We start from the raw sequence: 25219 nt of genomic DNA on the forward strand, positions 1-25219 counted from the left end.
GGTTCTGGTTCATCGAACGGGTCGGGTTCTGATTCCAGTACTACCGCCTGCAACGGTACCGATCCAGAGTCATCCTCGGCGTGAGTCAACCAGACCTTGCCGGGGAAGTAGACCAGCCCAGCCACAAGGCTGGTCAACAACAGCAGTCGCCCCAGTTTCCTCACTGAGCTTTCACTTTCTCTCGGCCAGCCGAACTGCCGGTGGCAACGCCAGCAGGGTCGGTGCTAATGGTTTCAGTGCCGGCTTCCGCCTGAGTCTGGGCGATCCAAGCCGCGACGTGCTCGGCATCACGGCGTCGGCGCCGGCGAAGAAGCAACGTGCCTCCGCCTCCGCCGATCACCAGGATCGCCAACACCAGCCACGGCATTGCCCAAACGAAGGCGTCACGCTCTACCACCGGCAGCGGTCCAGGATCAGGGGCATCCCCATCTACCGCTGACCGCAAAAGCAACTTGGGTTTGACGAAGCCAACTTGGGGCACCTTGGCTAGATCGTAGGTGACCGTCCGGGAGCTTCCGGGCAGCATCTCTTGAAGTTCGACTTCCATCGTTTGGCCGATGGCGATGCCGGACCAGGTGCTGCCGGTCAGGGTCACGGTGCCAGACAGGGCCACGTTTCCGCTGTTGCTAAGCACAGCATTGACTCGTACCGCGCCACTGGTGGGGAGAAGGCCACCAGTGTGAGTGGCTGAGAAACTACTGAGAGTGAGTGCAGGCTGCAATTCGCCGGCCACCCGAACATACATCCTGGTTGCCACCCGCCGCTCGACAGCTATCTCGCCTTCGCCCACCACCGAGGCCGAGGCCACGATGCCGCCGGCATGGTCACCGGGCGTGGCGTCGGCCGGAACGTCTAACTGGAAGCCAATAACCTGGGCTTCCGCCGGTTTTAGTTCAAGGGCTACTTCCGTTTCGCCACCTGCAAAAGTGACCCATGAGCCCGCATCTGTCGACTGCGCCTTCGATTCGATCAAAGCAAAGGCGCCGTCTTCGGCGTTGAAGGCGTCTGCCGCCAGTACGGTTACCGTTATTGGCGTCGACCCGGGGTTAGAGACTCTGACGAAGTCTGAGACTGTCTGGCCCGGCTCGATTTGGTAGCTAAAGCGGCTGCGATTGTCTAGGCCGTTTTTGTCGGCCGGAGCAATGGAGATGCCGATGGTCTCGCCCTCGGCCTGAGCGCTGGTGGACGCTAACATCCCTGAGCCGGTGAATACCAGGCTAATGACCGTCGCGGCAAATAGGTTTCGGACGATTCGGCCAGCCATTTCCTTTTTCATTTGGATTCCTCTTCAATACGGGCGCATCGTAGGTCGGAAGGTGGCTGTCTGTGTCCGAGGCTGGATTCCGCCTCGGACACAGACAGCCTATTTACCACGTCGGACTTGCGGTCATTCGGCATAAGCCCTTTCCAGAAGTCCGGCTCTTGGTTCTTTTTTGATAACTAGGCCTCTTGACTCACTTGGAGACCAACGTCAACGTGAGGACCGAGGTATAGGTTCCAGGGACTGCACCCAGCGGAGCCAGGAATGACAGGTCGGCGTCGAAGTCCGCCTTGTTGTTGTGGTTGCCCGCCAGCAACTCGGCAAAGAGAGACGAGTAGACCGCCACACCTGCCGGCTGTGCGGCACCGAGTGTCGGAACGCCGGGGCCGGTGTTGGTCAGTAGTTTGGGAGCCAGGCCCAACGATGAATTGGCGATGGTATCTGTGCCACCGCTCAGGGTGAACGTGTCCACCGCAGTGTTCAGATCCCAACCCGGCTTGGAGATCAGTCGTTCGTCAATAACGCTAAATGGGCCAAGCTCACCAGTGGACAGCGAACGTCCAGATGCGTCGAGCGTTGGATTCCCAATCAGCGCAGGAGTGGAGTTGTCTGGTGCGATCAGCTTCAGCTCGCCGTCGGTTGAACGGGTGACTTCAGCCTCGAGGTCGCGCATGCCTTCCATGTCGGCTGATGCAATCACGATTCCGCCAGCCCAGCCGATGATGTCTCCAGTGGCGGCATCAACTACGGCAATCTTGTGCTCACCAGCCGGCAGACCGGCCACACTGACCGTGGCCTCGCCACCTGTGACCGTCCGCTGTCCTAGCAGCATCGGGTCGGAGTAACCGAAGACGTTCACCACTTTGCCGTTATTGGAGGCGTCCATGGTGATGCGGGCATTCTTCCCTTCCAGGGTGACAGTGATGCCGCCCATATTGGCCGGGGTCAGTTCCGACTCATCCGGTCCGGTAATGGCGTTGACCTGAACCGTCACGGGCGCCGATGTCGAGCCCTCGTAAGCCGAGTCACCCGCGAAAACTGCGGTGATCGAGTGGCTGCCAGCCGCCAGGGAAGTGGTGGTCAGCTTGGCCTGTCCCCCAGCCGAAGCCGCGATACCAAGCGAAGTGTCACCATCCTTGAACTGGACGTTACCGGTGGCAGCACTGGGAGTGACCGTGGCGGTCAACTCCACCGCCGCGCCCAGGCTGACCGACGTAGCAGACGCGCTGAGCGCGGTGCTGGTGGCCTGCTTGGTGGTCGGGGTGGCGAACTTCCAGTCCCCGGTGCCGGCATCGACGTTGATGGTGGTGAAGAAAGCTGTAACCACGTACAAGCCGTTGGTGTGCAGGTAGGCGACACCCAAGCTGTAGGTACCGCCGGCAGCCTTGACGGCCGGTCCAGATCCATACAGGACTTTGTCCGGTGTCACAAACGGCAACATGGCACCCTTAGTACCGCCGCCCTGAAAAGCCCACTTGTCGCCCCAGGCGAGCCAGTCGTTGCGGTTGAACTCCTTGCCCGGCTCCGAAATGAAGTTGATGAACTCCTCTGAGCCTTCCACATAAGGCAGCCGCACGGTTTCGTAGTCAGTCGGGGTTTCGGGGCAGGGAATCGCCGCCAGGTGCGCCATTCTCCAGTCATCCCATTCCATTTGGGTTCCCGGAGGGTATTGAATGTTGTCAAGGCCGTCAACTAGATACACCGGAGCGTAAGAAGTGGTGGGGAATTCGGTAGGTTCGTCGGCAGCGTATGCCACGCCTGCTGGGACCATCAATCCGGCTGCGACAGCGATTGCCGCCAACTTTCGGTAATTGTTCTTTTTCATAGTGCTTTCCTTTTCTACGTCAGGTGGTTGCTAGATGGTCGTGTAGGCGCGAATCGGCGTTGCATCGGCGACAGGCAAGAAACCAAACTGCCGCTTCACTGCACCTGCTGTGGTCGGGCCGGCGCTCATGTTGGTCAGGCTGGTTGGCCGGGTTGGGTCAACCAAGCCCCACAGGGCGGCGTCATATTTGGCATCGCCCGGATTGACCCGGGCGTATTCGACAATTAGGTAGGTGTCCCGGCCAAACTGGCTGGAGTAGAAGGCGCTGGCCGGAACTAACGACGATCCACTGCCAGTGAATGGCGCTTGACCGTTCGGGCTGCCCAGCTTGACAAGCCCTGAAGCTGGAATGGTGTTGACACCGGAAGCGCCATTGGCTTGAGCAATCCAGCTGCCGGCGGAGAAGGGAACAATATGTCCCACTGTGGTGAGCACTGAAGCGTCGTTCTCCGCCAGAGTGTTGGCGTGGCTGTCTACCGTGGTACCTAGTGCGGTTACTCCAATGGCCGAGAGGAAGAAGTCCCGCGTACCTGAACCGCTCTGCGGAATCAATGGCTGTACGGTGACCCCATTGATGGTGACCGGGCTGTTGGATTCGTAGATCTGCTTCAACTGAGCCGTGGTCAGCGAAGCCAGCTCCGTTCCAGAGCCGTAGTAGGCGTAGGACACGGCGTCTCGCCCGAAGGGCACGTAGAGCAGCTTGCCGTCAGAAGAGGCCTGGCCGCCTGGGCCGGAGGATGAGCGCGCAATGTCGACCTGACCTGTAATTGTCTTACCTTGCCAAGGCGCACCGGTGATCGAGGCGATCAAGGCATTGCGCCCATTGCCGGAACCGGCTGGGCGGACAAAAAACGGGCCGTTCGGCTTGGTTTGGATGGTGGCTGAGCCGAAGGCATCGAAATTGCCCAACGTGGCGCCACCAGCAGCCGTGGCCCTGAACGCGGCGCCGCCAATGTCGGTGCCGTTTGTGAGCGCGTTGACCGAATCCTGGAGGGTATCCGACCCGACCAGAACATAGGAGTTTGAAACCGGTTCGGCATTGGCAATGCCCGCGATCCCAAACAATGATAGTGCTAGTCCTGCGGTTAGGCCCAGAACTAGCGGTTTAGTAGACTTCATCAGTTGACCCTTTCTGTCAATGACGTCCAGATGGCCGCATTGTGCGGCCATCCCGCAGGCATAGACGCGACAACGTCTTTGGCCTGAGGTCTTTGGGTGTCGGTCTCGCGTGTCACGGCGACCGCCTGATACGCGAGACCAAGGGCAGGGAGAAACCTGCCAGGAGACCAACCGCGCCTGCTGCCGGCACCGCCGCGCGCAACGCCCCGACTCCGGGGTCGGCCGGCGTCTCTCCACCTCGCAAGGCCGCCGCTGCTGCGCCGCTGGCATTTGGATTGGACGAGTCCAACTCTGATTCCCCCAGTGTTGAAGCTGCGTCGTTGTCAAGGCTCGAGTCCGCCATTGGCTGGAACGGATCGGTTGGTGTTGAGGTCGGAGCGGGTGTTGGAGTCGGGGTGGGACCACCCGGCGGCCCATTCTTGATGAGTTGGGCGGCCGCTTTGGCCTGCTTTTGCCAATCGGCAGGAATGGGCGCATATCCAGGAGGTAGTTGACCGTCTAAGTCACCCGGTTGCTGGCCGTTGGTGGCGGCATAGTCAATGAAGGCTGCATAATCTGCGCGGACAGCGGCGTCTCCCATTTCCGGATTGGCTGCCGCATAGACCGGAACCGCCAGTGGATAGGCACCTTTGGCCGCTTTGGCCGCCTCCGATCTTGAGTCAAAACCAACCACTTGCATCTGATTCGGGTCCTGAGTCATGGCCGAGGCTGCAGCCAACAGCGTGTCGGTTGTGGGGGTGACGAAGGCACCGGCGGGATTCAGCAACGACGCCTGCACTACCTGATACCGAGCAGCAGCTGAGGTACTCGTCAGACCCATGGATTTCTGTAGCCCGACCCGAGCCCGGGCGGCGCGGTTGTACTTTGGCGGAGTAGATAGGGGGTCGAAGCCGCCCAAGGTAAGCGGATCGCCGCGCAACACCAGATACCCACTCTGGTCCAAACTCGAGCTAAAGGGACGCCAGGTTATTTGGTTGACCACATCGGCGTAGTCGTAAACTGCCGAACCTTCGAACTCGACCGGGTCGGCCTTGGGAAAGTCTTCAGCCGGCATCGTCAGCGCCTCGCCGGTGGCGTTGCAAGCCGAAGCCGTGCAGTAGTAGGGGTTGACCTTCATGCCCCAGGGATCTGGTTTACCAGCCAGAAAAGCCGTCGCGTCGGCGTCCGCCAGGATGTATTGCCAGACCAGCCGAGCAGTATCGGAACGTCCCAGCGGCACCAAGACATCAGAAAGCCCAACACCTTCCAGCACCATATAGGCCCACTCTGGGTCGTTCACGGCCAGGAAGTCTGGATCAAAAGTCAGGTTCCAAGGATTGTCGCCCAGATGGCTCTTTTCGGCGCCGGTTGGCAAGGCCGAGCGGTAGGAGGCGGTCAGTAGCTTGGCCAGCAGTCGCGGGGTCAGTTTCAATGACTCAAAAGCGTGCCGTTCGCGGGCCACCACCTCGGGTGGCGCTTCATTGGCGCCGTGAGACCGGTCGATGGCGAAACCGATGGACACTCCGGTCAAGGCAATCGGAGCATAAGCCAGAGGATCGCTCTCCGCATCTGACAGCGCGCGGGCGGTGAGCGCCAGTGGGACGGTACTGGTGGATACTGCGGCTCGGACAGCGTCCGATTCTGGGCCGGTCAGCAGCGAGAACACCATTCCCTTGCCCGAGCTGCACATGGCTGGCTGCCATCGCCCCACAGCCTCCGAGGCCAGCTCGCTGCCAGAGAGCTGCCGCTCGGCCGCGCCTATGGCACAGCGCAGGCCCAGGGGCCTGAACTCCAGTTTGACCGCCAGGTGGTGTTTCCAGGTCTCCTGGAACAGGCCGGATCGGATTATTCCACTGCTGAACGGGTCGTCCTCAGCCCGCGGGATGATCACCAGCCAACACGAGGCACCTTTGACCGTCTGACCCGAGCCTGATACCGGCGCACCGCAACCGAGTCCTGGTGACTCCTGAGCGGTCTGGAGTTCAAAACTGACTGAGCCGGCGCCATCGGCCCCCGAACCGGCCCAAGACACTTCATTAGTGGTGTAGCGGGTGAAGAACTCATTGTTGTTGACGTCCACACCCGGAATCCGGACTCCGCCAACAACATCGGCGATGGTAACACCAGTGGCCGAGCGAAATGGGATCGATGTCAATGCCCCGAGCGGTCCACTGGCGGGAGCGGTGTAGGGCAGATCCTCTCTTGGAATTAGCGGCTCCTCGGCCCTGGACCGATTCCACCAGCGGCTGGCACCAGGCAGATTGAACCCGCCGTACTGGCAGGTGGTGCGGTCGGGGCGGGTCCCGTTGCTGCCTGGTTCATCCCCCCAGCACTGCGCCAGTTGTAGGAAGTTCTGGCCGCCTTCGTTGTTTGTCGGGACCCGCGATGGTTTGCCACCGGTCCAACTAACGGCGACGCCTTGGGCCATCAAGCCTGTGGTTTGGGAGATCGTTACTGCCAAATCGGGAAACGGAGCGTTGGCGAAATCTGGATCGTAGGCCTTCGCCGTGACGGTCTTGGCCGATGACGTTTCTACCGTCCAGGCCGAAGTCGCCCCCGCCGGCGGAGCCAGCCCTGCGATCACAAGCAGCGCTCCGATCAAGACCAAGGCCCGGGCCGGTTTCGATTTGGGTAGATGACGTTCAAGTGTTCGCACGATGACTCCCTTTCTTCAGGCGCCGCCACAGCAACGGTGGTGTTACCACGGCGGCGATCAGCAGCGCCGCCGAGGCTGCTATCAGCCGGTTGGCCGCGTCATTGGCCGAGGCCGGCAAAGTGAACGGTTGGGCCACCGCGCCGGCGCCAGAGCCGGCATTTGAACCTTCACTACCGGAAATCAGATTGCCGTACTCGTCGTAAACCGGAAGGCCCGCATCATTGGACAGGCCGGCGTCGCCGCCCCCGTCGCTATTCGATCCCGAACCGGCGCCACCGCCACCGCCATCGGCACCGGAATTGTTGCCCCCGCCGGCCTTGTCTCCGCCACTCGTGGCCGTATCCTGTTTGGCACCTCCGGTGCCGGTGGTGCACTGGGTCGGGCCAGCCTTGTCGCAGGCCGCGGGTTGGGGTGCGGTTAGGGCCAGCTGGTTTCGGGTCGGAGAGTCACCGGCTTTGAAGGTGGGGTTGTTGCAGCGGTTGATGTCGATACCGGTGTTGCCGGCGCCTGGGATTCGTTTGATCTGGTCCGACCCAGCCATCACCAGGTTCATCGGCAGTGGCGAGTAACCCAGGGTGTCGGCTTGCTGTTGGCCCTCACAGAGCATGTACCGGGCGAAAGCGCCCAGAGTCTTGCCCTTGTTGGTGTTGAAGATTCCGGCAACCTCGGTTGGCACTATCAGGTAGGAGTAGCTCGACAGCGGATAACTCCGCGCATCGGTGTTGTTGTAGACGTCGTCCAGGATCTGGGTCAGATAGTCGGGCGAGGATTTGTTGGTGTTGATCTTTGCCTTCATTAGAGCTACTGCCACCGACGACGCGGTCGGCTCGATGTAGTAGTTGGCCTTGTTGAGTACTTTGGCAACCGGGAAGCCGGCTTTCTTGGCGTAGGAGTATTCAACGTATGTGATCGCGCCTTCGCCGTAGCTCTGGGCCACGTAGCCAGCCACGCCGTCCGAGCCCTTTTGGGCTTTGGCGTTGCCGAAGCTCGGGAACTGTGAAGTCATCCCGCGCTTCCACAGTGACGGGTACTGTTTGGACATCCACAAGGTGAATTGGGCGCTGGTACCTGAGCCGTCAGATCGGATGACTGGGACAATCGTCCGGTCGGGCATGTTGAGCCCGGGGTTGTCGCTTTTGATGGCCGGATCGTTCCACTTGGTGATGGCTCCGGTGAAGATCTTGGTGATGGTCTCACCACCCAGCCGAAGATTCGTCACCCGTTGACCATTGATTTTGAGGTTGTACATGAAACTGGTGCCACCGGCGACCACTGGCATGTAGGCATAGCCGTACCGAGGTTTCTCTGGGGCCGAACCGTCCTCGGGTTTGGCTTGGAACGGGATCTCGGAGATGGCAAAGTCCACGGTGCCGTCGATGAAGTCGCGACGGCCGGCGCTCGAGCCAACTCCGGAGTAATTGACTGTCATGGCATAGTTCCTGGCGACGTTGCTGCGCCACTGGTCCAAGGCATTCTGCGACCAGGTCGAGCCGGTACCGGTAATCGGAAAGTAGGTCTCGGCTTGAGCTGGAGCCGAGGTGGCCGCCTCGGCTATGAGCACCAATGCGGCCGCCAGGGCAATCTGGGCCAAAACTCGCTGCGATTTCACGATGACTCCTCGGCTTCGGTGGGGGGCGGTTGGTTCTGATCGACGCCGCGGGCTGGAAGCCGGGCGGCGAATCGACGCCAGTCTCGGGTTGACGCTGCCGCGACGGCCCGGCGCTGTCGAGTCGACATTTCCCCAGCTGGCCGGCCGCCAAGGATTCGGGCTGCCGCGAAGAGCAGTAGTACCAGCAGCAGCAGCACTGCCGCGGTGCCGAAGCCGCGGGCAACCATGGTCGGTTCGGGTGACCGGACAAAATCGAAGACCTGTAAAGGCAGCGAGATCATCGGCCCGGAAAAAGGATTGGTGTTCATTGCAGCCGTCACGCCTGAAGTCAGGAGCACCGGACTGGTCTCGCCGATCCCACGGGCCGTGCCCAGGATGACCGCAGTGACCAGACCTGAGCGGGCGGTGGGAAGGACCACACTCCAGACCGTGTGCCAACGCGACGAACCCAGAGCGTAGGAGGCTTCACGCAGGTTGCCCGGCACCAGGCGCAAAACGACATCGGCCGATCGAACTATGATCGGCAGCATCATCACACTGATCGCTATCGCCGCCGCCAAGCCGGAGCGTTCGTGGGTGACGCCCTGGATCACCGCGGCGTAGACAAACAGACCCGCCACGATCGAGGGCAGCGCCGTCATGGCATCAGAAACCGTGCGCACGAATCTGGCGAACCGGCCACCGACCTCGTTCAGGAAAACAGCGGTGCCGATTCCCAGGGGAATCGTGATCACCAGTGCGATGGAGATTTGGATTAAGGTTCCAACCACGGCGTGGGCTATTCCGCCGGTAGTCAAAGGGTCCAATGGGCCGGCAAACTCCATCGTCTGAGTGAAGAAGTTGGCGTGAGCCAGCGCATTCACGCCCCGTGACAGCGTATAAATCACGATGAAACCTAAGGCGCCAAACAGCAGCACTCCAGTACTGGTGAACAACGCCGTGGCCAGCCGGTCCTCGACATCGTGCTTGGTGCCATCCTGCAAGATCAACATGGCGTAGAGGCCAAGGAAGGCCCCAAACGCCACCAACACCCAACCAAAGGTGCCGGAAAACGGCGCGAACCAGCCGAACAACAAGAATGCCAAGGCGCCGCCGCCGCCCAGGGCGCCATACAGATTGAACCGCTGTCCGGCGGTCGAGCCACGGACTTGGCGTCTGGGACCGACCGGGCCGTCAGCCTCCGGGCAGGTGGTCGGATCGGCCGGCAGCAGGGAATTACGGGCTATCTCAGTCATCGCTTTGGGCTCCTGACCGGGACCGGGCCACGACAGACGAGGCCACGAAGTTGATCACCAAGGTCAGCAAGAAGAGCACAAGACCAGCCGCCATCAGCGCCGAGAGTCCAAACTCGCTGGCCTCCCCATAGCGCAAAGCGATTAGGGCTGAGACCGAGTTGGTACCGCTCTTCAGCACCTGTGGGTTGATGGTGAAGATTGGTGAAATGATCATGTACACGGCGATGGTCTCGCCTAACGCCCGGCCCAATCCCAGCATCACGCCGCCAATCACGCCGCCCTTGCCGAATGGAAGCACGACAGATCGGATCATGCCCCAGCGGGTGGCGCCAAGGGCGTAAGCTCCCTCGCGTTCGCCAATTGGCGCCCTGGCGAAAGCCTCACGCATAATCGAGGTTTGAGTCGGTACCACCATGAAGCCGACGACAATTCCGGCGATAAAGGCAGAGGAGGTGAAGGCGCTGGCATCAGTGAAGGCGACTCCATCGGCATCAGTCACTGCGAAGATCGGGATCCAACCAAGCCAAGTTGAGATCCATCTGGCTACGGGGATGATTTCACTTTGGAGGAAGTACACCCCCCACAGGCCAAAGACAATGCTCGGCACCGCGGCCATCAGGTCCACCAAGGACACCAGTAGAGATCGGGGCCTGCCTTCGACTACCTCAGACAGCAGTAGGGCAGTCCCTAGGGACAGCGGAACGCTGACCGTCAGTGCAATACAGGCGATCGATACGGTGCCAAACAATATGGCGGCAACACCAAACGTCTGGGTTTCCGGCGACCAGGCTCGTTCAGTCAGGAATGACCAGCCCGACACTTGGACGGCGTCGCTGGCCCTAAGTGACAAGAACAGGCCGACAGCCAACATGATGGCCACGGTGATGCCACCGGCGCCAAAGGAGGCCTGGCGGAAAATCCTGTCCCCCAGTGATTGCTGGGCGACAAGCCGGCGCCGCGTTTGACCAGCGGGGTGATCGAGAACTGGCTCTCTGGTGGGAAGAAAAGACGGCGGTGGCTTACTGCCCGACTCGGAAGTATCCAAGTGATCCACACTTCCTCCCAAGAGGACCCCCCTCCCGTCAGCAGTTGCCTTCCTGCCTCATCAGACTCTTGTCGCCCACATACTTGCAGCCAAGGTGAAACAGCCGGTTACGACGGGCGAAACACAAAATGAACATTAGGAAAACAACACCCAAACCCCCTGGACGGGCTGCTTTACTCACTCCCTCGCGGCTGGCCGGCGATCGTTATGGTGTTCGACGGCGCCACTAGTCGCCAAGACCTAGGTAGGACTTGTCATTGTCAGTAGGGCACTATACTGAAAGTAAGACAAGAGGCCTGAGGTAGGAGATTCGGTGATATCGGCGACTGTGTCCAGCAAGGGACAAATTGTGATTCCGGCGCAGTTGCGGCGCAAACTGGGGCTGAAGCCTGGCGACACGGTGACATTTAGTGATTATGAAGAAGGCGCGGCCGTGATGCGGCGGCGGGAAAGCTGGGATGAGGCCTCGTCTCGGTTCAACTCTTGGATTGAACCAGGAACCGAACCCCTGGAAGATGTCCACGGCTTCTATGAAGCGCGCGCTCCGAGGCTGCCAAGGTGACCGCCACGGTGGACACCAACCTGCTGCTCAGGCTGGTGCTACGCGACATTCCCAAACAGTACGAAGCAGTCAGGGACCTTGTGACGGTGCCTGGGGCGCGTTTCCGAGTGACAGATATGGCGATCGCGGAGTTGGTTCATGCGCTGCTCCATCACTACGGCCTGTCACGCAGCCAAGTGGCACAGATAGTCCGAACCGTCCTGTGGGACAACGCCTTTGAAGCCAACAAAGCCATGCTTGACGCTGTGACCAGCGTGTTCGAAAAGCAGGGCGGTCTGTCCTTTATCGACTGCTATTTGGCGGAGGAAGCCCAAGTCACGGGTAACGCGCCGCTGTTGACGTTTGACAAAGCACTAGCCAAACAACACCAGGCAGCGCAGTTGGTGGCCGCCAAGTCTCCATGAGCCGAGCGGCCACAACGCAAGTTGATGCTTCTGGGCGATTTGTGAGCTAGGCCAGGTCGAACCGGTCGAGGTTCATCACTTTTGTCCAGGCGGCGACATAGTCCGCCACGAACTTTTCGCCGGCACCATCTGATGCATAGACCTCGGCGATGGCCCGCAACTCGGCGTTGGACCCAAAGACCAGGTCAACCCTGGACGCGGTCCAGGTCTCGGCACTGGCCCCATGTCCCTCGAAAACCTGCCGGTCAGGACCAACCGGCTGCCAAGTCGTACCCAGCTTCAGCAGGTTGACAAAGAAATCGTTGGACAGCACTCCCGGCCTGGACGTCAACACGCCAAGGCCAGAACCGTCGAAGGTAGCGCCGATGGCGCGCAGGCCGCCAACTAGCACCGCCATTTCCGGGGCGCTCAGGGTTAGCAGGTTGGCCTGGTCGATCAACAGGTATTCGGCCGGCGGCAGCTGGCCGGTGGCCAAGTAATTGCGAAAACCGTCGGATTTCGGCTCAAGCGCGGCGAAAGCGGCGGCATCGGTCATGTCTTGGCTGGCGTCAGTCCGGCCCGGGGCAAACGGGACTTCGACGCTGACACCGGCCTGGCGTGCGGCCTCCTCCACGCCAGCGCAGCCGGCCAGCACAATCAAGTCCGCCAGCGAAATCTGCTTGCCGCCTGTATGTGAGTCATTGAATGACTGAGCGATGGACTCAAGCGAGGCCAGCACGCTGTCCAGTTCGGTGGGGTTGTTGACCGGCCAGGAACGTTGCGGTTCGAGCCGAAGGCGAGCGCCGTTGGCGCCGCCGCGTTTGTCCGAGTCCCGGTAGGTCGCGGCCGAAGCCCAAGCCGTGCATACCAGCTGGGACACCGACAGCCCCGAGGCCAGAACCTGGTCTTTGAGCGCCCGGATATCAGCGGCGTCAACCAGCTCGTGGTCGACTTGGGGTACCGGGTCTTGCCAGATCAGGACTTCGCGTGGCACTTCGGCGCCAAGGTAGCGCGAAGCTGGACCCATGTCGCGGTGAGTCAGCTTGAACCAGGCCCGGGCAAAAGCCTCGGCAAACTGGTCTGGGTTCTCCATGAACCGCCGTGAAATCGCTTCGTAGATCGGGTCATAACGCAGTGACAGGTCGGTGGTCAGCATAGTTGGCGCATGCCGCTTTGCCGGGTCGTGGGCGTCGGGCACCGTGCCCTCACCGGCGCCGTGCTTGGGTCGCCACTGCCAAGCCCCAGCTGGGCTCTTTTCCAACTCCCAGTCATAGCCGAACAGATTCCAGAAGAAGTTGGCGCTCCACTTGGTTGGCGTGGTGGTCCAGGTCACCTCAAGTCCGCTGGTGATTGTGTCGCCGCCCTTGCCGGTGCCAAAGCTGGAGTCCCAGCCAAAGCCTTGTTGGTCAACGTCGGCCGCTTCGGGTTCTGGTCCCAGCGACTCGGCCGGACCGGCACCGTGCGTCTTGCCGAAGGTGTGACCGCCCGCAATCAGGGCCACGGTCTCTTCGTCATTCATGGCCATGCGGGCGAAGGTTTCGCGGATGTCCTTGGCTGCCTCGAGTGGATCCGGGTTGCCGTTTGGCCCTTCGGGGTTGACGTAAATCAGGCCCATCTGGACTGCGGCCAGTGGGTTTTCAAGCTCGCGCTGGCCCGAATAGCGTTCGTCACCCAGCCAGGTGGCTTCTGGACCCCAGTAGGTGTCTTCTTCCGGCTCCCAGGCGTCGACTCGCCCGCCGGCGAAGCCAAAAGTTCTGAAACCCATTGATTCCAGGGCCACGTTTCCGGCCAGGATCATCAGATCAGCCCAAGACATCGCGGCGCCGTATTTCTGTTTGACCGGCCACAACAAGCGACGGGCCTTGTCCAGGTTGACGTTGTCAGGCCAGGAGTTGAGCGGAGCGAACCGTTGTTGACCTGTGCCAGCTCCGCCGCGTCCGTCGCTCAGGCGGTAAGTGCCAGCTGAGTGCCAGGCCATGCGGACCATAAACGGACCGTAGTGACCAAAATCGGCCGGCCACCAGTCCTGGGACGTGGTCAGCACGGCCTCAATGTCTTGCTTGACCTGAGCCAGGTCAAGCGCGCTGAAGGCTTTGGCGTAGTCGAAGCTGGCGCCCAGCGGGTTGGCCGCTGGGTGGTTTTTGGCCAGAATCTTCAGGTCGAGGCGGGCAGGCCACCACCGGCGGTTGGCCCCATCGGTTCCGGCACCGGTGGCTGGGCCGGCAGAGCTTGGGGATTGGGCTGAGTCAGTCATTGGTCTTCTCCTCGATTGAAGCTTCTGTTTTGGCGGTCTGGCAGTTTGGGCAAAGGCCCCGGTAGGTCACCTCGGCCTCGTCGATGACGAAACCATGGTGCTGAGAAGGGGCAAGACAAGGTGCATGGCCTACGGCGCAGTCAACATCTTCGATGGCGCCACATTGTCGACAGACCACATGATGATGGTTGTCACCAACTCTCGGGTCGTAGCGCGGCGGCCAAAAATGGTCCATGCCACCAATCATGCCTCAGTGGGACCACGACCGTGTGTCAGCGCCGGTTGAAGTAGCCCCAGCAGAACTGGCTGTGTTTTCGACCGGCACCGAAACCGTGGTGTTGCCACGACCTAGCACCAAAACAGGCCGACCAGCCGTCACCTAGTACTGAGACAGGTCGGGGCTTTTGGGCCGCGGGCGCGGCCAGGCAAAATGTGTCGGTCCGATAATTGGAACCTGTTTCCGTGCAAAGTCGTGGTGGTTTGACCTGCGCTAATGCTAGGTCGTGGCGGACTGACCTGTTTTGGTGCAAGGTCGTAGCCACTTGACCTGCGTTGGCACTAGGTCGTGGTGGTTTGACCTGCGTTAATGCTAGGTCGCAGCCACTCACCCACGCCGACACTAGGTCGCGGCGGATCCAAATGCATTTACAGCACGCGACGACCGCCCTGCCTTGCGGCAGGGCGGATTTGCGCGATCTACCAGGCGCGGGCCCTGACGCCCTTGACGTAGTTCGTGTAGCTAATGGTCTGTACATGAACTTTTTGCTTGGCACCAACCCAGTTACCATTGCCCGTTTGTGGCCTGTCGGATGTCAGGCCCCAACTGATCAACCGGGCGTAGGTGCAATTGTTCGTGAGGTACACCTTCACGCCGTTCAGCGCCACTCCATAGGAGACAGTGGTGCTGTTACAAATAGCGACCGCTGGCACCAGGTTGGCTTGAGCTTGGGTTGACTCGCCGGGCACACCGACGGTGAATGCTAAGCCTGTAGCTAGTGCGGCGCCTGTGATTGTCGCAGCGATCCGCCGCCAGGTTTTACGAGTCAAGCTACCAATTGGACTCATGATGATCTCTCCTAGATCGGGGGGATTACCCAACCGGTGTCCAGACCGGTCAGGCCTTGCGCCAGCAGGCTACCACTACCGCGCAGCGGTCGACCGAAGGCCGGGCGACCGGGTGTTACTTTTCGTCTAGGCGGATGAGGTGGGTCAAAAACCAGGTGCCGTCCGGAGAGGTCCGAAGGCCAGCCGAGGGAGTCACAAACACCCTGTCGCTACAGCGCAGTTTTTGCATAACAAACCCCGTCCCAGCGCATAAAGGCATTATGGTAGGAGCTGCGTGGGTCAATGGCGACCCACGTTTACCCCCTGAACTCCCAGCCAATAAAGAGGGGCGTGGCACCGCCCGCCAGCGGCACCACGCCCCGTTCAAGGTGGCTACGCGGTCAGCCCTCCGCGCTAGCCTCCTCGTCCTTCTGGCCACGGCGTTTGCCGGCCAGAAGGAGCACCAGACCGCCCAGCAGGGCTGCCAGGGCGGCCGCGATTAGGCCAATCGCCCCGGCCGCACCAGTGAACGACAGAGCGCCGTTCGCGCTGGGGCTTGGCTCAGACACCGAGTTAGGATCAGCCTCGGGCCCGGCCGGCTGGATGACTTTGAACGGCTCCCTGACCTTGCCGGATAGGGCACCGGACAGCTCGCCGTGGTGAGTTGCCACCGGCGTGCCTTGCGGGATCAGGTAGCGGTAGCGCACGGTGCCGTTGTTATCAGCCTTGGCCACGCCAACGGAGTGCGGTGTTGAGTACTGCCAAGCGGCCACCGACTCGCCGGGCTGGAAGTTGTAACCAACCACGGTTTGCGGATCGCCTACGGTCAGTTCCTTGAAGCCAAGGACCATGCGAGGCAAGCCCACCCGCCAATTGACTGGCCTGGAGGAGTTACCCGACGGATCGGTCTCAACAATGGTGATGATGTCGCCCTCGGCGGCCGGTGGCTGCAAGGTGCACTTCCACAGACCATCACTGCCCACCGTGGTTCGGCACAGCTCCTCGCCGTCCGAATCGGTGATGGTAATGGTGTTGCCGGGCTGGCCGCCACCGGTGACCTCTTCACCGTCGGTCGGGTCGACCCAGGGCTGGGCCGGGGCGTTGCCGCTGATGACCAGGCTGACTGGAGGCGAGGCGCCGCCAACCGAGTTCTCGACTGTGACGTCAACCTCCATGCCATCAGACAAAGCCGGGTCGAAGGCGCACTGGAAGGTGCCGTCTGGGGCGGCTTGGACGCGGCACAACTCATCCCCCGTGGTCGGATCGGTCACAACCACCCACAGACCGTCACCGGCGGCTTGGTCCGGGTCGACCTGGCCGGTGATGGTCCGCCCGTCGGACGGGTCGACCACCGGCGGCGCCGGGGTGTCAGTGGTGACCGAAGTGGTGGCGGCCACTGAGGTGAAAATGTGGTCCCCGGGCAGGTCGCTGGGTGTGGCAGTCAGGTCGCGCACGGCCTTGGCTGAGATTTCCGTACCATGCGTCAGCGCCGTGCCCAAGGTGCAGGACCAGCGGCCGGCCACGACTGCCACCGTGCACAGGGTGTCGCCACTGGAAGTGTCGACCGCGGTCACAACGGTGCCGTTTTCACCTGTACCGCTGATCTGTTTCGAACCACTGATCGCTCCGGTGGCGTAGACCGGTGCGGCCGGGGTTGGCACAAACTGGATTTGCAGCACGCTGGGTGCCAGGTCACCGTCAACAGTCAAGTTGAGGTTAGTTTGGCCACCGGCGTTTGAGTGGACCGTGACCGAGAAGGAGCCGTCGGCCTGGTAGGTGGCGATGCCACCGCCGGCGACCTCGGTGCCAGCCAGCGTCGAGCTGACCTCAACCAGACCGACATAGGCGGCGGCCTGGGCCGGGCTCAAGGCGTGGCCGTTGGCGTCGCGCAGCACAATATGCACTGTCACCGTGTCGATGGAACCGCGGGCTTTGGTGTCATCCCGGTTGGCTTCGACATAGACCCGCCCGGCCGTGACATCGCTGGCCATGGCGGCAGCTTGGCCAACTTCGAATTCGGCCAGCTGCGGTGAGCCTGAGACCTTGCTGGGGCCGATGTCGGCGCTCGCCTCAGCCCCCAGCGTGGCCCAAACGTAGAACTCGCCTGGCACGGTCTTTGACAGCACGGCCAAAGCCTGACCATCAACGTTGGCCGCCCGCAGGGTCTGCAACACCGGGTTGGTGGCATCATCTGGTGGGCTATCTAGGGCGGTGATGTAGAAGAAGACATCAACCGAGGCGGCCGGGTTGGAGTTGGCGTCCATGACGCCAACCACCAGGTCGTAGGAATCTGAGCCATTGGCTTGGACCAGACCGGGCTGCGGGTTGGTGGCACTTGGCGCCACAGTTAGGGCCGAGGCGCCAGCCACGGCCGGTCCGGCCGTGAACTGGACTGAGGCCGGGGCCCCATTGTCCAGTCCCAAAGTGACGTCCTTGACTCCGGCACCAACCTTGAAGGTGCCCGCCTTAAGCGAGGTCACGGTGATAGTGGCCTTGCCGTTGGCATCGGTCGTGGTCACAGAAGAAACCGAGGCTTTGCCAGAGCTAATCAAGCCGCCCAGGGCCGCATCAGTGGTGGTGTCCCAGGTCACTGGGCAGCCACCGGTGGAGCCATCAGCCTGGCAGCTGGCCGGGTTGCCAAAGTCGTCATGCGTCACCAGGGTGATGACCTGGGTGGCTGTGCCGTTGGCCACGGCCGGACTGCTTGGCCCCAACAGATAGGTGTAGTGGCCAGAGGCAGCCGGCCGCCCGGCGTGGAAGGTGGCGTTGGCCGGAGATCCCGTCACCGTGACATGGTCTTCAGCCTCATGCGACTGCTTGTTGACCGGGTCGATCCAGGGCTCGTCCAGCACCAGCACGGCTTTGACCACGTAGGTGCCGGCCCATTCAGAGGCGAACGACACCTCGGCCAGGCCGTCGGCATTGGTCACCAGGGGTTTGGTCCGCAGACCCTCGGAGCCACTGGCACCAACCGGCTGCCAGCTCACGATTACCCTTTGGTCGGCTTTGCCGTTGCCCTGGGCATCGGCAATCAGAACCCGAGCGGTGTGAGTGTTGGCTCCAGTTGAGACCAACACTGTGTCAGTGCCTGAAGCCCCGGCGGTCGGGATCGACAGCACCGACTGGCGTGGGTCGGCCGGTCCGGTCAAGAAGCGGGCCTTGGCCTGGGCGGCCTCTGGGGTCATATCGGCGCCGTCAGCCACCGTGATGTCCTGGCCGGCCACCTGGGCGGAAACTAGATAGCTGCCAACCGTCCTGGAGTAAAGCTCCAGCTTGGCCAGGCCCAGATCGTCTGTGGAAGTGCCGGAGGCGATGACGGCGGTGGCCGGGCCGGCCACCTCGGCGGCGCCCTGGCCTACGAAGGTTTTGGCCGGCACGGTGAAGGTCACCGGGCAACCGGCCTCGGAGCCGTTGGCGGCGAAGCATTGGGCCCGGTTGCCATAGGCGTCAAGCAAGGTGGCGGTGATGACCTGGGCGTGCACGCCATCGGCCAACGAAAAAGCGGCTGGTGAAGTCAAATAGGAACTACCAGAACCGGTTACCGGCGCCCCACCGACATAAACCGCGTCCAGGGTGTAGGTGGTGCCCCCGGCGGTGGTGGCCAGTTTGGCGGCCCCCAAGTTGACGCCAACTTTGTAAGTGGCGGCCTTAGTCGAGACCAGCTCAACTGAGATTTGGCCGGCGGCGTTGGTTTGGAACTGGCCGGCGGCGCAAGTCCCGCGGCCAGCGGCCGGGTCCTTCACCACCACACCGGCCGGCAGGGCCGGGGTCAAACAAACCCCGCTAACCGGCAGCAGCGAGGCACCGGTCAGGCCGTTGGTGACAGTGGCGCTCAGAGTGTAAGAGTCGACACCGTTGGCCACCACATGGTGGGCGGCGGCGTCAGTCTTGGTCAGGGAGAAGTATGAGGCGGCCGCGCTGGGTGCACCAGCGGAGAACTCAACTGGCCCAGAACCGACCGGCGCCGGTCCCAACACACCCAAGTCGACAACGCCGCTGACCGTGAAGCTACCCTCAACCGCCGAGACCAAATAGGCCACAGCTAGGCCTTCAACAAACTGGCCGTTGATGGCGCAGTCGGCTTTGGCCAGGTCGGCCGGCAGGTCGGCGTCGCAGGTGGCCACGGTGACGGACTTACCCGCCGGGACGCCAGCCGCATCTAGCAGCACCGGGGTTGAACCGGCCGGCACCGTGAAGGTGACATCGAGGCCGGGAATACCGTTGCCCTTGGCGTCAACCAGTTGGACCCGAGCCCAAGAGGCGTCAGTCATGTTGTTCAAAACCGGCTGGTCGTAGGTCACAAACGTAGCGCTGGAAGCAGACAGGTCAACCTCGCCGGCCACAAACTTGGCCTTAGCTGGAGAGTTGGCCACCTCGACCCAAGCGTCGGTCGAATCCTGGACAAAAGCCCTGAACCAGATCCAGCCGGAGCTATGGGAAATGTGGTCATAGCTGGCCAGCCCGCCCGGGTCGGTCACCCGGTCCGGCGCAATGGTCTGCCACGGGCCGACGTTAGGTGTGTCGACCGAACCGGTAGTCCACTGGAAGCGGACCTGAGCATCACGCACCACGTTCAGACCATTTGAGTCAATGGCCGTGACCTGGGCGGTGTGGACCTGAGCTCCATCAGCCAGTTTGGTGGCGCCGCCAGCGGCGGTTGGCACCGTCAGCTCGGTGTTAGCGGCATCGGCCGCACCGGCGCTGAAGGTCACCGGCACTATGCCATCTGACCTCATATTGGCCGTGGCCAAAGACGAACCAGGCGCCTTGACGGACATTAGTGGTTCAGGCGTGGCTCCGGCACTAGCCACCACCGAGGCGGTGATCTCATAAGTGCCGGCGTAGTGGGAGTTGAGCGTCAGCGAGGCCAGGCCGTCAACTACGGAGACGGTGACGTCGCCGTTGGGCGTCAAATGGTCGGTGCCCAGTGAGCCAACCGTGGTTGGCACATGGAAGACTACGTCGCCTGAATCGGCCGGGTTGCCATGCACGTCATAGACCCGTGCGGTCACAACCTGGGCGGCACCTGGGCCGGCCTGAGCCGGCACCGCCGGGCCCTCGAGCCACGACAAGGCGGCCGAGGCGGCATCGGAACCGAAGCGCACAGTGAACTCATCGCCAACAGTCTGGTAGCCGGCATCGGTCAAAACCTGGACGTAACCGGTGAAGGTGCCCTTCGTTACGGAGTAAAGCTGCCAAGTGAAAGTGCCAATACTGGCGCTACCTGGACCGGCGGTCACCCCGCTGGCGGCCGGTGCCACCATAACCTGGGACGGCAGGCCGCTTAGGCGGACGGTGGCGCCGTCGACCAGCAGATCGGCGGCCGAGCGGACCGTCACGGTCAAGGCGTAGGAGTTAGCCGTCAGGCCGGTGGCCGGCAGTTTGACCGCCGGGTTGGCTGCGGCATCTGGTGTGATGGCCCAGCTGGACTTCCCGGCGTCCGGTTTGCCGGCGGTGAAGGAAACCTGGCGCTTGGCCACTTCGATCGAAACGCCGTCATGTTTGGCTGTGACATCGAAGGTGCCTGCCTGAGTCGAACGGATTTCACTGTAGGCCAAACCAGGTTGGAAGACCCCTTCGACAAAGCACCAGACCGGCGCACCAACCTGGTTGGCCAGGTCGCAGGTCATCACCTGAACAGCGTTTTGGTCCGAATCGGCGTCAAACCAGGGGCTGGCCGCCCCGGCGGCGCCGGCGCTGATGGCGAAGTCAACTGGCAGGTCACCAATCGGGTTGTCGTAGCTGTCGACCAGTAGGGCCTTGGCCCAATGGAACTTGTCGCCGTCCGCGAAGACATTGGACTGAGAGGTCCAGAACTTCGACTTGGTCCAGTCAACTGGGCCTGGCACGAAGGCCAGGGACAGAGGCGAACCGACTTCGACTGCCTGGCCACGGACTTGGGCTGTGGCTTGCCAGAATCCGGCCTTGGTAGTGGCGAAATCGTAGCTGGCTACGCCCTCCGGTCCACTTTGGACGGTCCGGGCAATGGTTTCGCCGTTGAGGCTGAAACGCAGCGTGACGTTGATACCGGCCTGTTTGACCGGGTTGTCGAAGGCGTCGTTTAGCTGCACGTTGACGCTGTAGGCGTCCAGATCGTTGGCTTCCATCGGTCCGGTTTGATCTGTCCAAATCACCGAGTTGGCGCCAAGGACAGGTCCGGCCACGAAATCGACTCGCGCCGGTGATCCGGTCAGCAGCGGTATCCAGGACTCGCCAGCCCGCCTGGCCTGGGCCGTGACGTTGTAGGAGCCAGCCTTGGTCGAAACCAAGGTCAGTGTGGCCACGCCGGTGTCCGGGTCGACCGGCAGGTCGATCCGGGTCAGGCCTTCGCCTTCATGGCCCAGCACGTCGGTGCCGGCCGGCACGACGAAACGGACAGTGGCGTCGGTGACCGGGTTGCCGTAGCGGTCCTGGACGTGGGCCAGGACAACCGCGGTGTCAGTGCCGTTGGCAATGGCGGCCGCCGTTGGACCCTCAAGGAAGGATGAGGGGTCGTCGATTGGCCCGGCACCAAAGGTGATTGTGATGGGGTTGGGGTCAATGTAGTCGCCCACCCGAGCGCGCACGTCGTAGCTACCGGCCTTAGTTGAGGTGAAGGCGACTTGCACTTTGCCGGCGCTGTTAGTGGTGTAGGGGCCCGATGCCGGCGCGATAGTGACTCCTCCAGGCACCGTGAAGGAGACAACAGCCCCGCCCACCGGCAGGTGGTCAGGTGAGGCGTCCCTAACGGTCACCGTGGCGGTCCAAGAGTCCGAGCCGTTGGCCACCACATGCGGGTGGCTGGCGTCGATGGCTTTGGTCGGCTGGACGTTCCAATCGGAATCAGCAGCCGAAGCGGCATCAGGACCAAACTCCAAGTTGGCGTGGCCCACTTCGGAACCCTTGACTGAAGCGGAGATGCGGACCAGCTCAGCCACTGTGTTGACCACTCGAACCTCGGCCATTCCCAGCAGGGAGGAGCTGACTAGGCAGGTTTGCCCGCAAGGCACTCCGCCTATTACCAGGGTGGCGCTGCCGCCAACTGTAAAGGTGACGTGTTCATTGGCCACGACATTGCCGCCGGGACCGTCTAGCACTTTGACGTTGGCCCAGTGGGCTGAGCTGCCGTTATTAGGCACACGCAGCCCGGCTGAAGAGTTGAACAGCGAGTCGCCCGGTGAGGCCGGGCCGGCCACGAAGGTGGCTAGTTTGCCGTCCTCGACTTGGCCGCCGCTGAGGTAGGCCTCGACCACATAGGTGCCGGCCACGTCAACGGTGAAGTCCTTCACGGCCACGCCGTTGGACGTGGTCACCTGGACCGGGGTTGACCAGGGGCCGGTTGATGTGGCCAGGCGCCAGCGGAAGGACACCGTGACCGCGCGGTCATCGACCGGGTTGGAGAAGGCGTCGAAGATCTCCACCATCAGCTGGTGGTTTTCGCTGCGCACGGCCTTGTCCACCCCGGCGGTCGTGATGACGAAGGTTGAGGCCTCGGCGCTAGGATCGCCGCTGGTGAAACGGGCCTTGGCCGGCGAGCCGCCAACAATGCTAAGCGAACCAACCTTGGCCGTGACCGGGTATTCACCGCGAGCGGTGGCGACCAGAACCAGTTTGGCCACACCGATATCGCTGCCAGCAGTGGCGGTGGCGATGGTGACATTGTCCGGGCCAGTGATGTCGCCGCCGGCGGTTTTGGCGGTGACACCGGCCGGGATGGTGAATTCGACGTCAACACCTGGTACCGGGTTGCCCAGGCCAGTTGCGCCATAAGCGTCGCGGACCTCCGCCCTGATGACCTGGCTGTCTGCGCCATCGGCGATCGAGGGCACGGCCGGGCTGACCAGGCGAGTGGTGGTGACATGGGGCGGCCCGGCGACAAACTCGATCGACTGGGTGGTGATGGCGCCGCCAACCGTGGTGGCAACTGGGTTGCCGCCCAGTTGGACCGTGACCGTGTACAAGCCAGAGACCAGCGAGGTGACATCAACCAGAGCCAGGCCGGCAGTGCCGTCGTGGCCGGTGGTGAAACCAATCACGCGGGCCTCGCCAGTGGCGTTCGAGGTCACAGTCAGTGTGCCGCCCACGCCGTTGAGCTCTTGGCCGGCAGCGTTACGGATAATGACACTGGCGGTGTAAGCGTCTGAGCCGTTGGCCACAACCCTGTCTGAGTAGGGGTTGGTCGCGGCCGCAGCGATAGACCATTCGGATTGGTCTGGATCGCCGGCGTCGTTGTCGAAGGTGACGGTTCGGGTTGGCAGGCCGGAGGTGGCCAGGCCCAGGCGGCCCTTGACCTCGAAGGTGCCTTGCCAGGTCGAAACAATGTCGACCCGGACCACACCGTCAGCCCCGGAGTTGGCGGTGACGGATTTGCCGCCAGTGGCAATTGGTGCGAAAACCGGACCATCGCTGCCTAAGTAGGGCAGGTAGAACTCCAGTGCGACACCGCTAACCGGGTTGCCGTTGGTGTCTTGGGCTGTCATCTCGGCCCAGAGTGGCTGGTAGCCGGTGGCCTTGGCCACTCCGCCCTGCGTCCGCAAGGAGGCCAGGGTTTTGGCCGGGTCAACCGGGCCGGCCACAAAGCTGGCGTAGGCCGGCGAACCGGTCACGGTTTGGCCCGAGTTGATCGTGGCGTTGACCTCATAGGTGGTGGCCTTGACCGAAGTGAATTGGATCGTGGCGATACCACTGGCGTTAGAAGTGGCCGCCAGAGTGGTCTGGTGGGCCGCGTCGTAACCGTAGGTGAACAGCACCTGAACACCTGGTACCGGGTTGTTGCCGGTCTCATCCAGCACCAGCACCTGAGCGGTGTGTTGATCCGTGCCGTTGGCCACTTTGGTGGCCCCGGCCGTCGGGATGGTCAGTTGCGAGTTGCTGGCGCTGGGCTGGCCGTGGGTCCAAGTGACGTTGGCGTTGCCGTCAACGTGGCTGGCGACCACGGCCGTGCCGGTGCGCACCGACATGATGGCGTCGCCACCGACCTTGGCCGTAACGGCCCAGGTGCCGGCCGTGGCGCTGTTCAGCGTCATGGTGGCCTTGCCGTCAACCACGGCAACATTGATGGCGCCCGATGGCGTCAACGCGGCTGGGACTTGGAAGCTGACGATTTCGCCGTCGTTGGCTGCCAGGCCGTTGGCGTCGCGGATATCCGCCACCACAACCTGGCTGCCGGCCCCGGCGGCCGAAGCGGCGGCCGGTTCAACTAGCCAGGAGTTGGCGGCGCTGGGCGGTCCAGCAATGAAGCGGACCACCACTGGCTCGCCAATGGTGACGAAGCCGGCACCGGCGTTGACCTGGACGTCGAATTCGTATACGCCCTTGAAGTTGGAGGCGATCTGCCAGGTGTACTGGCCCCACGGACCGTTTTCCGGGGTGCCGGTCAGGGCCGGGTTGTCGCCGGTGATAAGCAGGCTGGGGCTGGCACCACGCAGGTTCAACCGCACCGCGGCGGCGTCGACCAGAATGTCGCTAACCGATTTGACGGTCACGGTCAGGTCATATTGGCTAACCCCGTTGGCCACGACCGCGACAGTGTTAGTGGCGGTGGCCGCCGGGTTGAGCAGCCAGGAGGACTTGGTCGCGTCGGGTGCACCGGCGGTGAAGGAAACTCTGTGCACGGCGCCCGGACTGGGGATGCGGACTGATTCAGAGGTGGCGGTGACAATAAAGGTGCCGGGCTCTTCTGAGGTGATTTCGACATAGGCCAAACCTTGGATGAAGCTGCCGTTGGCCCAGCACCAACTGGGCTGGCCGGCTGCACCTTGGTCGCAGGTGGTGACCGTGACTTGGTCGCCGCCGCCGTTCAGTGATGGGCCAGGCACACTGGGCGCGCCTTGAGAGATCTGGAAGGTGACGTCTTGGCCACCGACCGGGTTGCCGTGGGCGTCGAACAACTGGACCTTAGCCCAGTGTTTCTGGATGCCATTGGCCAGGACCTGGTTGTCGGAGACGGTGAAGGTCGAATGGCTGGCGGACCAGGTATCTGGGGTAAAGACCAGATCAACCGGCGGGTTGCCGCCTTCGACCGCTTGGCCGTCGTAGCGGGCCGTGCCCTGCCAGGTGCCGGCCAGGTAAGTGGCAAAGGTGGTGGTGGCCACGCCGGCCGCGTCGACCTTGGCCGTCACCGGGTAGCTGTTGGCCCCCAGGTCAAAGCTGAAGGAGACGTTCTGGCCCCCCGCCGCGGTCAGGGCGTTGGAGTTGGCGTCGCGCAGGTAGACCTTGACGGTGTAGTGGGCAATGCCGTCAGCCACCATTGGGCCGGCCTCAACCAC

General features: G+C 62.4%; 12 protein-coding genes and 1 pseudogene. 2 read left to right on the forward strand and 11 right to left on the reverse strand.

Features of this window, described 5'->3' with window-relative positions:
• Window positions 1-160 precede the first annotated feature (160 nt).
• The 7 genes from FWD29_07545 to pstC all read right to left on the reverse strand — a co-directional run bounded on the left by FWD29_07545 (window position 161) and on the right by pstC (window position 10738).
• The gene (locus tag FWD29_07545; protein ID MCL2803784.1) at window positions 161-1276 is read right to left on the reverse strand and encodes a DUF916 domain-containing protein; all 1116 of its coding nucleotides are present in this window, start codon (window positions 1274-1276) and stop codon (window positions 161-163) included.
• A gap of 178 nt (window positions 1277-1454) precedes the next feature.
• The gene (locus FWD29_07550; GenBank protein ID MCL2803785.1) at window positions 1455-3086 is read right to left on the reverse strand and encodes an Ig-like domain-containing protein; all 1632 of its coding nucleotides are present in this window, start codon (window positions 3084-3086) and stop codon (window positions 1455-1457) included.
• 30 nt (window positions 3087-3116) lie between these two features.
• Window positions 3117-4205 carry a hypothetical protein gene (locus tag FWD29_07555; GenBank protein ID MCL2803786.1) on the reverse strand — a complete coding sequence of 363 codons (1089 nt, stop codon included), beginning with the start codon at window positions 4203-4205 and terminating at the stop codon, window positions 3117-3119.
• A 112-nt stretch (window positions 4206-4317) separates the two neighbouring features.
• A complete protein-coding gene (locus tag FWD29_07560) occupies window positions 4318-6840 on the reverse strand; it encodes a hypothetical protein (GenBank protein ID MCL2803787.1) in 2523 nt (840 codons plus the stop codon).
• On the reverse strand, window positions 6827-8449 hold the full coding sequence (gene pstS / locus FWD29_07565) for a phosphate ABC transporter substrate-binding protein PstS (protein MCL2803788.1): 1623 nt from the start codon (window positions 8447-8449) through the stop codon (window positions 6827-6829). The genes FWD29_07560 and pstS overlap by 14 nt, the downstream gene beginning before the upstream one ends.
• Window positions 8446-9684 (reverse strand): phosphate ABC transporter permease PstA, encoded by a 1239-nt coding sequence (gene pstA / locus FWD29_07570; protein MCL2803789.1) that lies wholly within the window; start codon window positions 9682-9684, stop codon window positions 8446-8448. The genes pstS and pstA overlap by 4 nt, the downstream gene beginning before the upstream one ends.
• Entirely contained in the window at window positions 9677-10738 is a 1062-nt protein-coding gene (gene pstC, locus FWD29_07575; GenBank protein MCL2803790.1) for a phosphate ABC transporter permease subunit PstC, read from the reverse strand. The genes pstA and pstC overlap by 8 nt, the downstream gene beginning before the upstream one ends.
• Window positions 10739-11042: 304 nt before the next feature.
• Between pstC and FWD29_07580 the strand changes: the two genes are divergently transcribed.
• On the forward strand, window positions 11043-11291 hold the full coding sequence (locus FWD29_07580; GenBank protein ID MCL2803791.1) for an AbrB/MazE/SpoVT family DNA-binding domain-containing protein: 249 nt from the start codon (window positions 11043-11045) through the stop codon (window positions 11289-11291).
• Window positions 11288-11695: a hypothetical protein gene (locus tag FWD29_07585; protein ID MCL2803792.1), complete on the forward strand. Its 408-nt coding sequence runs from the start codon at window positions 11288-11290 to the stop codon at window positions 11693-11695. Before FWD29_07580 ends, FWD29_07585 begins: the two co-directional genes overlap by 4 nt.
• Window positions 11696-11741: 46 nt before the next feature.
• Here FWD29_07585 and katG read toward each other — a convergent pair whose 3' ends face one another.
• The 4 genes and pseudogenes from katG to FWD29_07605 all read right to left on the reverse strand — a co-directional run bounded on the left by katG (window position 11742) and on the right by FWD29_07605 (window position 25201).
• Window positions 11742-13928, reverse strand: coding sequence for a catalase/peroxidase HPI (gene katG, locus FWD29_07590; GenBank protein ID MCL2803793.1), 2187 nt, complete (start codon window positions 13926-13928; stop codon window positions 11742-11744).
• A pseudogene (locus FWD29_07595) lies at window positions 13921-14142 on the reverse strand (transcriptional repressor). The gene katG and the pseudogene FWD29_07595 overlap by 8 nt, the downstream one beginning before the upstream one ends.
• A 482-nt stretch (window positions 14143-14624) precedes the next feature.
• Window positions 14625-14993, reverse strand: coding sequence for a hypothetical protein (locus FWD29_07600; GenBank protein ID MCL2803794.1), 369 nt, complete (start codon window positions 14991-14993; stop codon window positions 14625-14627).
• A 380-nt stretch (window positions 14994-15373) separates the two neighbouring features.
• A complete protein-coding gene (locus tag FWD29_07605; GenBank protein MCL2803795.1) occupies window positions 15374-25201 on the reverse strand; it encodes an Ig-like domain-containing protein in 9828 nt (3275 codons plus the stop codon).
• Window positions 25202-25219 lie beyond the last annotated feature (18 nt).

Source organism: Micrococcales bacterium, assembly GCA_009784895.1.
Lineage (GTDB): Bacteria > Actinomycetota > Actinomycetes > Actinomycetales > WQXJ01 > WQXJ01.